The organism is bacterium, from assembly GCA_016703265.1.
GTDB lineage: Bacteria > Krumholzibacteriota > Krumholzibacteriia > LZORAL124-64-63 > LZORAL124-64-63 > CAINDZ01.
Map to the genome: position 1 here is coordinate 107,030 of JADJCK010000012.1, position 13,940 is coordinate 120,969.

At 69.8% G+C, this 13,940-nt stretch carries 12 protein-coding genes; 6 read left to right on the forward strand and 6 right to left on the reverse strand.

Features of this window, described 5'->3' with window-relative positions; genetic code table 11:
• Positions 1-9 precede the first annotated feature (9 nt).
• On the forward strand, positions 10-966 hold the full coding sequence (gene nadA, locus IPG61_18660) for a quinolinate synthase NadA (protein ID MBK6736048.1): 957 nt from the start codon (positions 10-12) through the stop codon (positions 964-966).
• Between the two features lie 47 nt (positions 967-1,013).
• Entirely contained in the window at positions 1,014-2,168 is a 1,155-nt protein-coding gene (locus IPG61_18665; GenBank protein MBK6736049.1) for a cysteine desulfurase, read from the forward strand.
• Between the two features lie 107 nt (positions 2,169-2,275).
• Here the strand turns inward: IPG61_18665 and IPG61_18670 are convergent, their stop codons facing one another.
• The 4 genes from IPG61_18670 to IPG61_18685 form a co-directional block, all read right to left on the reverse strand.
• A complete protein-coding gene (locus IPG61_18670; GenBank protein ID MBK6736050.1) occupies positions 2,276-3,472 on the reverse strand; it encodes a S1 RNA-binding domain-containing protein in 1,197 nt (398 codons plus the stop codon).
• Between the two features lie 165 nt (positions 3,473-3,637).
• Positions 3,638-4,291: a hemolysin III family protein gene (locus IPG61_18675; GenBank protein MBK6736051.1), complete on the reverse strand. Its 654-nt coding sequence runs from the start codon at positions 4,289-4,291 to the stop codon at positions 3,638-3,640.
• A 116-nt stretch (positions 4,292-4,407) separates the two neighbouring features.
• Positions 4,408-6,159, reverse strand: a complete 1,752-nt coding sequence (locus IPG61_18680) for a SpoIIE family protein phosphatase (protein MBK6736052.1) — start codon at positions 6,157-6,159, stop codon at positions 4,408-4,410.
• Positions 6,160-6,220: 61 nt separating this feature from the next.
• On the reverse strand, positions 6,221-8,059 hold the full coding sequence (locus tag IPG61_18685) for a family 43 glycosylhydrolase (GenBank protein ID MBK6736053.1): 1,839 nt from the start codon (positions 8,057-8,059) through the stop codon (positions 6,221-6,223).
• A 104-nt stretch (positions 8,060-8,163) separates the two neighbouring features.
• Here IPG61_18685 and IPG61_18690 point away from each other — a divergent pair, with 104 nt between their 5' ends.
• The 4 genes from IPG61_18690 to IPG61_18705 all read left to right on the forward strand — a co-directional run bounded on the left by IPG61_18690 (position 8,164) and on the right by IPG61_18705 (position 12,314).
• Positions 8,164-9,198: a tetratricopeptide repeat protein gene (locus IPG61_18690; protein ID MBK6736054.1), complete on the forward strand. Its 1,035-nt coding sequence runs from the start codon at positions 8,164-8,166 to the stop codon at positions 9,196-9,198.
• Entirely contained in the window at positions 9,195-10,133 is a 939-nt protein-coding gene (locus IPG61_18695) for an energy transducer TonB (protein MBK6736055.1), read from the forward strand. Before IPG61_18690 ends, IPG61_18695 begins: the two co-directional genes overlap by 4 nt.
• 161 nt (positions 10,134-10,294) lie before the next feature.
• On the forward strand, positions 10,295-11,695 hold the full coding sequence (locus tag IPG61_18700) for a PD40 domain-containing protein (protein ID MBK6736056.1): 1,401 nt from the start codon (positions 10,295-10,297) through the stop codon (positions 11,693-11,695).
• 16 nt (positions 11,696-11,711) lie between these two features.
• On the forward strand, positions 11,712-12,314 hold the full coding sequence (locus IPG61_18705) for a class II aldolase/adducin family protein (GenBank protein ID MBK6736057.1): 603 nt from the start codon (positions 11,712-11,714) through the stop codon (positions 12,312-12,314).
• 20 nt (positions 12,315-12,334) lie between these two features.
• Here the strand turns inward: IPG61_18705 and IPG61_18710 are convergent, their stop codons facing one another.
• Together IPG61_18710 and IPG61_18715 are read right to left on the reverse strand one after the other, a co-directional pair.
• Positions 12,335-13,588: a glycosyltransferase family 4 protein gene (locus IPG61_18710; GenBank protein ID MBK6736058.1), complete on the reverse strand. Its 1,254-nt coding sequence runs from the start codon at positions 13,586-13,588 to the stop codon at positions 12,335-12,337.
• A 63-nt stretch (positions 13,589-13,651) separates the two neighbouring features.
• On the reverse strand, positions 13,652-13,936 hold the full coding sequence (locus tag IPG61_18715; GenBank protein ID MBK6736059.1) for a DUF507 family protein: 285 nt from the start codon (positions 13,934-13,936) through the stop codon (positions 13,652-13,654).
• Positions 13,937-13,940: the final 4 nt, after the last annotated feature.

The following is a 13,940-nucleotide window of genomic DNA, read 5'->3' on the forward strand; positions in this document are numbered from 1 at the left end:
GCCCGCGTGATGCAGCCCAGTCCCGGCGGCGGTCCGGCGGGGACCGACCTCCACAGGGAAATCGATCGCCTGCGGCAGGAACGCCGGGCGGTCATCCTGGCCCACTACTACCAGGAGCCCGAGATCCAGGATGTCGCCGACTACGTGGGCGACAGCCTCGGCCTGAGCCAGGCCGCGGCCGCCACCGACGCCGAGGTGATCGTCTTCGCCGGCGTGCACTTCATGGCCGAGACGGCCAAGCTGCTCTGCCCGCAGAAGACCGTGCTGCTGCCCGACCTCGACGCCGGCTGCAGCCTGGCGGACGGGTGCCCTGCCGATGCCTTTGCGGCGTTCATCGGGCGCCACCCGGGCCACAAGGTGATCAGCTACATCAACTGCTCCGCCGCCACGAAGGCCCTCAGCGACGTGATCTGCACGAGCAGCAATGCGCTGAAGATCGTCGCCTCGTTCCCGCCCGACCAGCCGCTGGTGTTTGCGCCGGACCGCTTCCTCGGGGATTGGGTGGCCAGGCAGTTGGGCCGCGACCTGGTGCTCTGGCCGGGCTCGTGCGAGGTCCACGAGACCTTCAGCGAGCGACGCCTGGTCGAACTCAAGGTGGCGCACCCGGACGCGGTGGTCGCGGCGCACCCCGAGTGCCCGCCGGCGGTGCTCCAGCACGCCGACTACATCGGCAGCACGACGGGCATCCTCGAATTCGCACGGCGGACGCCGGCCCGGCAGGTCATCGTCGTCACCGAGCCCGGCATCCTGCACCGGATGCAGCGCGAGAATCCCGGCAAGGAACTGATCCCCGTGCCCGGCGCCGACGAATCGTGCAGTTGCAACGAGTGCCCGTACATGAAGAAGAACACCCTGGAGAAACTGTATCGTTGCCTGCGCGACGGCACGCCGGAGATCACGCTGGACGCAGCGCTGGCCGATCGGGCGCGCACGCCGATCGAGCGCATGCTCGAACTCAGCCGCTGAGCGGAGCGCAGCCCGTGCGGGCCGTGCCAGGTAGGGAAACCATGCCCGTGCGCAAGCTGCTTTACCTGGACAACCACGCGTCGACGGCGCCCGATCCGGCGGTGCTCGAAGTCATGCAGCGCGTGGCCCGCGACCATTTCGGCAACCCGGCCGCGTCGCATGCCTACGGCTGGGCTGCAGCCAAGGTAGTCGAGCTGGCACGCGAGCAGGTCGCGGCCCTCATCCAGGCTGCGCCCGGCGAGATCATCTTCACGGCCAACGCCACCGAAGCCGACAACCTGGCCGTGCTCGGGCTCGCGGCAGCGTGGCCCGGTCCAGGGCACATCGTGACCAGCCCTTTCGAGCACGCGGCGGTGTCCGCGCCGCTGGCCAGGCTCGAGGCTGCGGGCTGGCGCATCTCACGCGTGCCGGTGGATGCCTCGGGCGTCATCGATCCCGATGATGTGGCCGCAGCGATGGCGAACGACACGCGGCTGGTCTGCTGCCTGGCGGCGCAGAACGAGATCGGCACGGTGCAGCCGGTGGCGCGGATCGGTGAAGCCTGTCGCGAGCGGGGAGTGCCGTTCCTGTGCGACGGCGCCCAGGCCGTGGGGCGCATCCCGGTCGACGTGACGCGAGACGGCATCGGCATGCTGGCGGTCTCGGCGCACAAGCTGCACGGGCCGAAGGGCGTGGGTGCGCTGTACCTGCGCCGTCGCGGCCCGCGCGTCGCGATCGAGCCCGTGCAACTGGGGGGCGGCCAGGAGCGGGGCCTGCGCCCCGGTACGCCGGACGTGGCCGGCATCGCCGGATTCGGTGAGGCCTGCCGCCTGGCGGCGCAGCGCCTGGATGATGATGCCGTCCGGCTCCGTGCCCTGGCAGCGCAGTTTCTCGCCTCGCTTCGGGAGCGCCTCGACGGTGTCCACCTGCACGGCGATCCCGTGCAGCGCCTCCCGGGCAGCCTGAACCTCGGGTTCGCGGGCGTGCCGCCGGGCAAGCTGCTGATGGCGATGCCGCAACTGGCCGTCTCGGCGGGTTCGGCCTGTGCGGCAGGCAGCGCGGCGCCATCGACCGTGTTGGCTGCCCTGGGCGTGCCGCCGGACCTGGCTGCTGCCAGCATGCGGCTGTGCTTTGCGCGCGACCATGCCGAAGAGGACGCCGTGTTCGCCGCCACCGTTGTCGCCGACGCGGTGATCAGGCTGCGTGCCAGCCCCGTCGCCTGACTGAGCCGACTGCCGGAAGCTGCAGGCAGGGATGGCACCGGGCAAGGAAAAGGCCGCTGCCTGCGAGGGCAGCGGCCTTCATGATTGCGGGGACGGCCGGGTCCGGGCTACTCGCCGTCGTAGTCGCTGGCCTGCTTGCGCGACAGCGAAATGCGCCGCCGGCTCAGGTCGATATCCAGCACGCGCACCGTGATCTCCTCGTCCTCGTTCACGACCTCGCGCGGGTGGACGATACGCCGGTTCGCCAGCTCGGAGATGTGGATCAGTCCCTCGATGCCCGGCTGCAGTTCCACGAACACGCCGAAGTCGACCAGGCGCGTGACCTTGCCGGTCACGTCGCTGCCGGCGGCGAGCGAACCGGCCGTCGACGGCCAGGGGTCGCTGGCCAGGGCCTTGATCGACAGGCTGATGCGCTCGTTGCGCCCGCCGCCCAGGTTCTGGATCTCGAGCACCTTCACCTTCACGGTCTCGCCTTCGCGCAGCACATCGGCCGGATTGGCCACGCGCTGGTGCGAGATCTGCGAGATGTGCACCAGGCCCTCGATGCCGCCGATATCGATGAAGGCGCCGAACGGGACCAGCCGTGTCACCGTGCCGTCGCGCACATCGCCCAGCGACAGCGCCTGGCGGGTGCGCGTGGCCTCGGTGTCGCGGTGTTCCTGCAGGAAGGCGCGGCGCGAGACGACGACGTTGCGCCCGTCCTCCGACAGTTCGACGATCTTGAACTTGTAGGACTTGCCCACGAAAATGCTCGGGTCGTCGGCGCGCCGCAGGTCGATCTGGCTGAACGGGCAGAACGCGCGCACACCCGACAGGCTGATCGAGAAGCCGCCCTTGTTCGTCTCGCCGACCTTGCCCTCGACCGGCGTGCCGCTGGCGAAGGCATCAGCCAGCGCCCGCTTCCCGGCTTCGCGCAGGTTGATCGCGAGCGTGAACTTCAGGTCGCCGTCCTTGCCCTTGGCCAGGTGCCCGTCGATGTGGTCGCCGACCTTGTGGACCAGTTCGCCCTTGTCGTCACGCAGTTCCTCGATCGACATCGGCACCTCGCTGCGGCCGCCGCAATCGATCATCGCCTCCGCATCTGTGATCATGACGATGGTGCCGGACACCTTGTCGCCAGCCCTGGGCTCGGACGGGGCGGCGGCGCCCTCGCTGGCCAGCAGGGCCGCGAACTCGGTGGAAGGTTCGTCATCTGCCGGTAGTACGACCGGGCTGCCGGGCACTTCCGGCGTCGGCGTCTCTGAGGCGAGCTGCGGGTCGGGCTGGGAGGTGGATTCCTGGAAATCGTTGGGTTCGCTGGTCATGTCGGATCCTGTTCGCCGGGTCGGTGACTGGCCGGTTCCGGGCATGGACACGCCCGCCGCCCCGCCGGCCGCGGGGCCGGGGCTCCCAAAAGTATAGCACAACCTGTGTTCGACGCCCACAATGGCAGGCTTTTTCGGGACCGGGGAGGCCGCCGGGACGGCCGGTCAGCCCATGACGCAGATGTAGACGCAGAAGAAGTGGAAGGCTGCCGCCGCCAGCACGAAAAGGTGCCAGATGGCGTGGTTCCAGGCCAGCCCGCGGGCGGCGTAGAACCCGGCGCCGCCGCTGTAGAAGACCCCGCCGATCAGCAGCAGGAGCGGCCCCGGCGCCGGCAGGTGACGCACCAGGGGCACGGCGACGATCAACGCTAGCCAGCCGAGCGCCAGGTACAGGACCAGCGACAGGCGCCGGAGAAAGCGTCGCCGCACAAGGACCTCGAAGACGATTCCGCCGGCAGCAAGGGCCCAGACGATACCCAGCAACGACCAGCCCCAGGGGCCGCGCAGCGTCACGAGCGCAAAGGGGGTATAGGTCCCGGCGATCAGGAAGTAGATCGCGGCGTGGTCCAGGGCCTGGAACACCTGCTTGGCGCGGCCGGGCCGCAGCGCGTGGTACATCGAGGAGGCGCTGAACAGCAGGATCAGGCTGGTTCCGTAGACGGCTCCCGCCACGATGCGCCAGGGATCATGGGCCTGCGCACCGCGCCAGACCAGCAGCACCAGGGCCACCACGCCGAGCAGGGCCCCGGCCCCGTGCGTGACGGCATGGGCGATCTCCTGGCCGAGCGGGTAGTCCGTGCGTCGACCGTCGGGGGCCATGTGGGTTGTATGCGCCATGCGGGTCGTACTCATGGGGTATCCCGGGACGAGGGTGGCAGGGCTCAACCGTCCCCCCAAAGTAGGCGCGACAGGGATGGCGGTCAAACCGTCCCGGGTCAGGCATCCCGCGCCAGGACGAAGAGCGTGATGTCGTCGCTGGCGGCGGCCAGGCCGGTCTGCGCCGCTGCGGCGCCCAGCAGGCGGCCGGCCGCCGATTCATCGCCCGGTTGGTTGATGTGGACGGCGATGGCTGCCAGCAGGCCGTCGATCACCGCTTGCGGGCCGCCGGCGGCCGCGTCCCGCACCGCGGTCTCGAGGCCAGCTTCGGTGAATTCGGTGCCGTCCGGGGCCATCGCCTCGGTGACGCCGTCGGTGTAGGCCACCAGCAGGTCTCCGGCGTCCAGGCGCACGGGGAACACCGGGTAGGTCATCTCGGGAATCATCCCCAACGGGGTGCCGGCGGGCTTGAGCCATTGCACGGTGCCGTCGGCCCGCAGCAGCAGGGGCGGGTTGTGCCCGGCGCTGGCATAGCGCAGTCCGGACCCGTCCGGATTCAGGACCGCCATGAACAGGGTGGCGAACCGCTCGGGGTCGGTGCTCTCGAAGAGGGCGTCGTTGGCGGCCTCGAGCAGTTGCCCGGGATCGTTGGTGACGCGTGCCAGTGCCCGAAGGCTCGCCTGCAACGTGCCGGTCAGCAGCGCGGCGGGCATGCCCTTGCCCGAGACGTCGGCGATGGTCACGGCAAGCGATCCGTCGCTCAGGTGCAGGCAGTCGTAGGTGTCGCCGCTGACATGCAGGGAAGGCACGTTCGTCGCCGCCAGGCGGTAGCCGGGCACTTCAGGCAGGCTGCGCGGCAGCAGTCGCTGCTGGATCTCGCGCGCCGCATTGAGCTGCTGCTCCAGGTCCTCGCGGGCCAGCGTCTCGTCCAGGCCTTCCAGGCCGACGCGCGCGACCTCTTCCTGCGACTTGGCCAGTGTCGCCGCGAACAGGTCGGCCGGGACATCGAGCCCGATCAGCTTCGAGATCTCCTGCACTTCGCGATCGACCTTGTCGGCCAGGGCCTGCATCGCCGGTTCCGGCAGGCCCAGTCGCTCGGCCAGGTCCTCGGGGCGGCAGGGCTCGTCGCCGTCGCCGTTGTCGCCAAATCCGATCGCGCGCACGGTCAGGACCGCCTCGCGCAGCAAGGCGATCATCTCGGCCGTCTCGACCGGCAACTCGCCGGGCGAGAAGTCCTCGGGCAGGAACTCCACCGAATCGGCGAACAGTGTCGGCAGGTGCCACTCACGCAGGAGGCGGCCGCCGACCTCGCCGTGGTGGAAGTCGAAGACGCGCATCTCGGCGTCGGCCAGGGTCATGCCCGACTCTTGCGCGAGTTCGGCGGCGCGGGCCATCTCGGGACTGGCGCGCTGGGCCATGGCCGCGAGTCCGATGGCGTGCAGGATGCCGGCCAGCCAGGCGTCCTCGTGCTGTCGTGAGCCGCGCAGCCAGGCCAGTCCCTGGGCGCAGCTGGCAGTGGCCAGGTTGAATCGCCAGAAGTTGCTGGTGTCGAGCCACTGGCGCGAGTCGCCGCTGGGCACCATGTCGTGCATGCCCATCAAGAGTGCCACGTTGCGCACGCGCCGCAGGCCCAGTTTCACCAACGCCGCGCGCAGGTCGCGCGTCTCGCGACCGTGCGAGACCGCGGCGCTGTTGGCGAGGGCCAGGAAGCGCAGCGACATGGCGTTGTCGCTCATGATGACACGTGCCAGCGACCCGATGTCGCACTTCGGGTCCGAAGCCAGGCTGACCACCTGGGCGGCAACCGACGGCAGGCTGCCGACCCGGCTGACGAGGTCGGCGACGAAGGTTCGTGAGGGTGCGGTTTCCATGTAGGGCTGATCGGCCGCCGGCGGCTGGCGTTGAGCGTTTTCCGCCGCCGACGTCCCGCGCCTACTTCACCAGCGTGAGGCGGCCCCCGGCCACGGTCCCGGCGCCGTCGCTCACCCTGACCAGGTAGGTGCCCGAAGGTGCGGGCTGCCCCGCGTCGTCCACGCCGGGCCAGGTCACAGCCGTTTCGCCGGCCGGCAGGGCCACCGGACCGTGCTGCCAGAGGCGCCGGCCGCGCACATCGTAGACGGCGACGGTCACGCTGCCGGGACGCTCCAGGCGGAAGGAGACGCGCGCCGAGGGGTTGGCCGGATTGGGGGCGATGGCCAGCGACCCGAGGTGCGCGCGCGCGGGCGTCGGCGCCGCAGCCACGCCGGCATCGAGTTCGATGATCTCGTCCACGTTGATGTACCCGCCGACCGAGGTTTCGGAGTCGACGATGACGATGCGGCACAGGCGCCCGCGATCAGCGGAGAGGTCCCACTCGCGGGGGCTCATCGTGACGGAGCCGTGGCCGGTTTCACAGTGCAGGATCGTGCCGTCGTTCGCGTCGACGAGGGCGACGTAACAGGTGGCCGGGAAGACGCCTCCACCCACCAGCAGTGTCATGCGATGACCGGTCACCACGAATGGACGGGTCTGCAGGCTGCCGGTGATGGAATCGCCGAGCATCGCACCGGGCGCTCCGCGGCCCGACAACGGCCCCGGGTAGTATTCGCGACTGCCGAAGAAGCCCGTGCCGACCAGGCCGCTGCTGGCCTCGCCGCGATAGAGCGAGTTGTCGCCGAATGTCGGGTTCCCGAGCGTGGCTGCACCCGACCGCACGGGCCAGTCGGCATCTAGGGGATGGGGGAACCAGACCGTCGGCAGCGAGCCGTCCGCAGCCGTTCGCAGCGTGTCGAGCCGCACGACGTAGCCCAGCCCGGCGCCCAGCGGCAGTTGATAGGCAGCCAGGCGCGAATAGACGTGGATGCCCGCATCGAAGGTGTCCAACTGGGGCGCGTACCCCTGGTCGAGCAGGCGCTTGCCGACCATCGTCCAGTCGGCCGGGTCCTGCGCCGAGACGATGGTCACGCCCGTCGCGTTGAACTCGCCGAACAGCAGGTGGTGCCAATCGCCGAAGACGCGGTACTGCGGGCTCTCGAGCACGCGGCCCGGCTGCGTCCCGTCGTTGATGAACAGGGGACTCTCATCCGTCCAGGTGAGCAGGTCGTCCGACGTGCCGTGGTAGAGCACGCCGGTCGGCACGCCCGCGAGCAGCTGCTTGGCGGTGACCAGCACATGCCACCGGTCGTTCTCGCGGTAGAGGAACGGGTCGCGGAAATCACTCCAGGTTGAGCTCGCGCTCCAGATGTAGGCCGTCGTGTCCGGCGAGATCACCGGGCCGCTGCCCAGGCGCGTCCAGTTGTCGAGGTCCGTCGAGACGGCCAGCCCGATCTGCTGGTTCATGGCAGCGTCGCTGCCGGTGTAGAGCATGACCCAGCGATCCTGCGCTTCATCGCGCGTCACCGAGGGTGCCCAGAGCGCGCCCTGTTCCCAGCCGGCGGCGCCGGCGGTGACGAGCACCGGACCCTTCAGTTCCCAGTGCCGGAGATCGGGGCTCGTCGCATGCCAGATGGTGTCTGCAGCCGTGGCCGAAGGCGTGGTCTCGTGGATCGTATGGTAAAAAATGTGGTAGACCGAGTCGGGTCGAATGATACTGAAATCCCAGACCTGCCGGCCCGGATGCCGGAAGTACTTCTGCTCGAAGTCGAAACGCACGAGGGCGGTGGCCGGTCCCGCCACCGCCAGCAGCAGGAGCAGGGCAAGCCCGAGCGGGCGGCACGCGACAGCAGACAGCAGGCGCTGCCGGCGCGGCGGACAGACGGGAAGCAATCCCGGTGGGGGCGACAAGGGCGACAAGTTCCGCTCCGCGCACGGGTGGTGGCAACATATGGCCTGGGCGCCTGACGCCCCTGGATTTGCAGATGTCGGCTCTATTTTACCATCACGGCCGATCGCGGTCAATGCCACTCCTGTTGGGCGTGGCCGTGGTGATCCTATGTGCCGGTTCCGCAATGGGTTCGGCGCCGCCGCCGGCGGCACGTGAGGCCCTGGCGCGGGTGGACAGCCTCCTGGCAGTCGGATTGCCCGACCAGGCGGCGGAACTGGCCTTGGCGGGCGTCAAGCGGTGGGGCAAGGACCCCCTGTATGGCTGGCAGTTGCAGGGACGGGCCGGTGCCGCGCTCGTCGCCGCCGGCCGCAGCCGCGAAGCACTCACCATGCTCGAGCCGGCCCTGCAGCTGAACCCCCGCGACGGTGCACTCCACCATCAGCTGGGACTGGCGCTCGCAGCGCTGGGCCGCCGCGGGCGGGCCCTGGCGGAATTCGACGAAGCCGCCGCGTTGGACCCCTCGTCCGTGGCCCCGCGGCTGGAGGCGGGTCGGATCCGCGGCGCCCTGGGCGACTGGGCGCGCGCCCGCGCGGACCTCGAAGCGGCGAGGCGCCTGTGCGGCGGCTGCCCCGAAGCCGACCGGCTGCTCGGCAGCATGCTCCTGTCGGCCGGCAGGCCGGGTGAGGCCGTGGCTCCGCTGCAGCGATTATGGGCGGCCCAGCCGTCTGCGGAGGTCCGGCGGCACCTGCTGGCCGCCCTTGCCGGGGCCCGTGCGGACTCCGCGCTTCTTGCGCTTGTCTCGGCCACGCCGTGTGCGCAATGGACCGGCGATGACTGGCGCATGGCCGTCCAGTCCGAAGGGCGGCTCGGGGGCGCCATCTGGGCCGGGGCGGCCCTCAAGGCCGCTGCCGACGGCGACACGACACAGGTGCCCGTGGCCGAAGACGTTTTCTGGGCCCAGGCTTCCCTCAACCTGCTGGCAGCGGGGCGCGCGGACGCGGCGCTCGAAGCCGTGGACCGGGCGCTGGCCCTGGTGCCGGACCGATCCGCCTATCACCACAACCGGGCCGCCGTGCTGGTGGCCCTCGGCAGGCTGGACGAAGCCCGTGGCGCGCTTGAAGCCGCCGGCAGGGAGCCGTCGCCGCCTGCCGCGGGGGAGAAGCCGTGAGCCGCAGCGGAACGAAAGTGTTTGGGGCGCAGCTGTTCGTGCCGGCCGTCGTGGCCGCGCTGGCCGTCCTGGCCGGATGCGCCGGCACGGCGAAGGGGCCCCGGCAGGCGGCAGAGGCGCCCCCGCCCGTGGCGGTCAGGCCGCTGGCCCGCGATGCCGACCTGAACGAGTCGCCGGCTCCTGCAGGAGCCTGGCGTGAGCACCGGCTGTCGCGCTGCCGCGATGATGTTGAGATTCCGGCGGCCGTCGAGAAACTGGTGGCGCTCAGTTCCGAATTCTACCGGGAGAGAGCCGGGTCCGATGCCATCGTCGAACTCGAGTTGGCGTGCAGCGGGGGGCAGCGGCATCCGCTCGTGCTGGTGACGCTCGGACAGCTGTACATGCTGGCCGGGCAGGGAGAGCCCACCTTGCTGCCGAAGGAAGGTCCCGCGCGCGATGTCGGCAGTTGGGCGCGCAACCAGCCGCGGCTGCTGGCACGGTCGCGCCAGTTGCTGGCCGAGGCGGCGGCGGCCTGGCCACAGGACGCCGGCATCGACTATCTGCTGGCCGACGTGGCGCGGGCGTCCGGCGATACCCTGGCCGCGGCCTCCCTGGTGGCCGGCGCTGCTGCCAAGTGCACCGGCGGCCGGACGTTTCGCCTCCTGCAATTCTACCAGCAGCTCAACCGCTACCCGGCCCGCCACGAGGGTGGCCCGGCGCCGGACTACCCGGCCGGGGCGCTGGAGCGGCGGGAGCAGGGCGAGGTGGTCGTAGACCTGCTGCTCAGCCCGGACGCCCGGGTGCGCCAGGCGGTCGTCGTCAGTTCGCCGTCGGAGGATTTGTCCGCGGCCGCTACCGAATGCCTGCGTCGCGGGAGGTTCTCGGCGTCTCGGCTGGGCAAGTACCCCATCTGGAGCTGGCTGCGGGTCACGGTGGCCTTCCGGCTGGAATCCTGAACCGGGATCGGGGCCGTCCGTATGCGGCCGGATGTCGTTTGTCAGATGCCGGTTGCTTTGCCCGGGCGCTTTGCCTTATTTTTCCATGTCCCTGGTGGGGCCGTGGTGGAGAACGTCCGCCCGGCCGCACGGCATACCCCGCGCCGGAGGTCTTCCCAGACATGACTTGGCTGCGAAACCGCTGCCTGCCGATGGCTTACCTCGCCCTGCTCGCCACCCTGGTCGTGGTGGGTTGCACCAGCAAGGAGGACCCGTCGGAGACCCTGACGGTCTGCGGCAATCACTCCTGCGGCGAACTGGTCATGGTCACGACCGACACCTCCAGTGACGGCTACCATTACCTCAGCCCGCGCTTGTCGCCGGACGGTACCACCATCGCCTTCACGTGCGACTGGTGGTCGCTGCCTTCGGACCCGCGCTATGCGGGCGATGACTACTTCGTCAATTACCGGCAGGTGGGACTGATCCCGGTCCAGACCGGGGTGGAGCCGGCGGAGAATCTCGCCGCGCTGGGTGCGCGACTGGTCCGGCTGCAGGATTTCAGCCTCCTTATTTCCGGAACCGGCGACTTCCAGCAGGGCGCGGCCGACTTCGACAAGGGTCCGCCGGTGTGGGTGGACGATCAGACACTCCTGTTCCCGATGCGGGTGCGCATCGGTTTCCGCATGTTCCGCGCCGACATCACGAATCCCGCAGTGACGACGGTGACGCCTGTCTTCATGGAACCCGCCGATGCGACGCCGTCGCCGGTCCTGTGGCAGCACCTTGAACCGACGCTGTCGCCTGATGGCCGTTGGCTGGCCTTCACGCGGTCGGGTTGTGCGATTCCGGATTCGTTCGAGACATGCTCAGGTCTGGCGCTGTGGGCGCTGGACATGTCGACGGCCGGCGCCAATAACGGTTACGGCGCACGCGCCTTCCCGGTGACGACGGAGTATTCTCGCATCGAGACACCGGCATGGTCGCCGGACGGTTCCACGCTCGTCTTCAGTGGCGGCCTCGATGTGGCGGGACAGCGTGGGGTGGGCACGGAGTTGTTCACGGTCGACTTCGACACCACGGGCCTGGCTGCCGGCACCATGGCGCTGGACCGCAACCTGCGTCGGTTGACGTCCACGCCGCTGGCTGAGGGCGATCCGATCACGGGTGTGCTGAACACGTCGCCGTGCTACGCGCTCGACGGCAGCAGTGTCTACTTCGTATCCACTCGCCGTGCGCCTTCCATCACCTTGCACGACCGCAGTATCTGGCGCGTGCCGTCCGATGGAACCCTCGATCCCGAGGTGTACTACTTCACACGTGCCGATGAAGCCGACCCGAGCATCAACCCCGACGGTTCGGTTCTGTTCAGCAGCGCGCTCGGCTTCCCGACCGAGATGTTGAACCGGCTCGAGGAAGAAGCCTACCAGCGCATCTGGCAGCAGGACCAGTTCGACATCGAGAACACGCCGGGCTACGTGCCGAAGACCGAGTTGCAGATGAGGAACGAGGCCGCCGAGGAGCGCCAGTTGCTCGAGTTCTTTGAAGGCGTCATGTCGCACCTGTACTTCTACCGTCCGTGAGGAAACGGGCAGGGCGATGACCAGCCTGGTCCTCCTGAGGCGGCAGATGGTCGAGATCGGCCGCCGGTTGCAGCAGCAGAACCTGATCGTGGCCGCCGAGGGGAACCTGTCGGTTCGACTCGGCGGCCACGCTTTTCTGGTAACGCCCTCGGGCGTGGGGAAGGGCGACCTGCGGGTCCAGGACCTGCTCGAGATCGATGCCGCGGGCCGTTGCCCGCGTGGGCGCCCATCCAGTGAATGGCCCCTTCACCGCCGCATCTACGAGAACCGCCCGGACATCGGGGCGATCTGCCACGCGCATCCACCCTGGGCCACGGCCTTTGCCGCCGCAGGGCGCGACCTCGACGGCTCCCTGCTGACGGAAACCGCAGCCATCCTGGGCAGGGTTCCCGTGTGTTCGCGGGCCGAACCGGGGACGGAAGCTGCAGCCGATTCGGTGCTGCCGCATATCCGCAGCCATGACGCGGTGCTGCTCGGCAGCCATGGCGCCGTGACGGTGGGGCGCGATTTGCCGGCCGCTTTCGCGCTGCTGGAGACGGTGGAGAGATTGGCGCAGGTCACGCTGCTGGCATCGCTGGCGCGAGGCGAGGGGGGCAGCCTGCCACCGGGCCTGCGCTGATCGCGCGCGGCGACGAGCCGTCAGTCGGGCAGGCCGCTGTAGATCCGCGTGAGCCGGCCGGTGATGGCCGCCCAGCCGAAGTGTTCTTCCATCAGCCGGCGCCCGCCGGCGGCCAGCGAGTGCGCCAGCTTCCCGTCGGAAGTCACCCGCAACAACGCCTCGGCGAACGCCGCGTCGGGCGGGGCCACGTACAGGGCCGTCGAGTCCGCCGTCGCAATGCCCTCGGCACCCACCGCGGTCGTCACCACCGGGACACCGCGTGCGAGGGCTTCCAGGACCTTGATCTTGATGCCGCCGCCCTCGGTCAGCGGCGCGGCAAAGGCGTGGCAGTGCCGGAAGTGCGGCGCCAGGTCGTCCACGTAGCCGAGTGCCGTAACGCCCTGTGCCGACCAGTTCGCGGCGTCGCCCAGTGTCGCGAGGAACGTGTCCGACCCGCGTCCCGCCAGTTCGAGTGTTGCCTCGGGACGTGCCGCACGGACCCGCGGCCAGACCACTTCCAGCAGTCGCCTTGCGCCGCTGCGATTCGGGCCGTGGCTGAACGAGCCGACGAACAGGATCCGGCAGCCATCGGCAGGCGGGTCCCAGTCGGCACGCACGGCTTCGAGATCCATGCCGAGCGGGACCGTGGACAGCCTGCGGCCGCCCATGGCCTCGAGGAGCACACGATCCTGCTCCGTGACGCAGAGCGTCCTGTCGGCCCAGCCGCAGGCCTCGACCTGGAGCCGTCGCCAGCGCGCGGCTTCCACGCGCGCCAACCGCCGGCGCCAGGGGTCGGTGGCGATCTCGGCGCGCCGGTCGCGCGGCAGCGAGCCCAGTTCGTGGGTGTTGAGAATGAGCCGGGGACGGGCCCCGTCGGGCAGCCGCCGCAGGTCGCGGCAATGGAGGGCGAGCTGCAGGTACTCGATCTGGACCGCCTCGGGGCGCGTGCGCTCCACGATGTCGGCGACACGTGCCGCGAGGGCGGCCGTGCGGTACTTCTCGACGAAGTACGGAAATCCCGACGCGGTCGCTCGCGCGGCAGCGGCCAGACGGTGCCGCCAGAATGCGAACCTGCGGGTCCCGGCAGCGCTGCGGTCGGCAAATGGAAGCCCCTCGACCGCCACGCCCAGGGTCCGCACGTCGTCCACCAGGCCTTCCTCGCCGGGGCGGACGAGGCAGGCCGCCGTGACCTCATGCTGCCGCGCCAGCCAGCCCAGGAGGTCGCGCACGGCCGTACCGCCGCCGTGGCCGACGCGGCGGTGGGGCAGGTACGGGGACAGGACGAGGATCCTCATGGGTGAATGGCGGCACGGGAAACGCACCGTGCGCGGGTTCGGCGGAGAGCGGGGACGATCGGTTCAGAAGGCGACATAGCCGCGGGCCATCGACAGGTCGAGCTTCTTGCGCTCGAACTCGACTTCCCAGGCGGTGGACCCTTCCTCGAGCTGGGGGCGATTCTTGAGCAGGAAAGTCGTTGTCTGCTCGTCGATTTCGTCCTCGATGCGCAGGTCCGTCATGATCAGCATTTCCACGAGGCGCATGAAGTCGTTCTCGGCCAGTTCGATGTCGACGAGTTCCTCGTCGAGGAGCCTCTCGCAGATCTCCTTGGCCAGCACCGTGATGCGTTCTTCCGAAAGGCGCATGGAG

Bases quoted from the DNA above. Each gene is read 5' to 3' on its own strand.
- IPG61_18705 (MBK6736057.1), top strand. From the start codon at position 11,712: ATGACCAGCCTGGTCCTCCTGAGGCGGCAGATGGTCGAGATCGGCCGC.
- IPG61_18710 (MBK6736058.1), bottom strand. From the start codon at position 13,588: ATGAGGATCCTCGTCCTGTCCCCGTACCTGCCCCACCGCCGCGTCGGC.
- nadA (MBK6736048.1), top strand. From the start codon at position 10: ATGCAGCCCAGTCCCGGCGGCGGTCCGGCGGGGACCGACCTCCACAGG.
- IPG61_18670 (MBK6736050.1), bottom strand. From the start codon at position 3,472: ATGACCAGCGAACCCAACGATTTCCAGGAATCCACCTCCCAGCCCGAC.
- IPG61_18675 (MBK6736051.1), bottom strand. From the start codon at position 4,291: ATGGCCCCCGACGGTCGACGCACGGACTACCCGCTCGGCCAGGAGATC.
- IPG61_18690 (MBK6736054.1), top strand. From the start codon at position 8,164: ATGCCACTCCTGTTGGGCGTGGCCGTGGTGATCCTATGTGCCGGTTCC.
- IPG61_18680 (MBK6736052.1), bottom strand. From the start codon at position 6,159: ATGGAAACCGCACCCTCACGAACCTTCGTCGCCGACCTCGTCAGCCGG.
- IPG61_18700 (MBK6736056.1), top strand. From the start codon at position 10,295: ATGACTTGGCTGCGAAACCGCTGCCTGCCGATGGCTTACCTCGCCCTG.
- IPG61_18715 (MBK6736059.1), bottom strand. From the start codon at position 13,936: ATGCGCCTTTCGGAAGAACGCATCACGGTGCTGGCCAAGGAGATCTGC.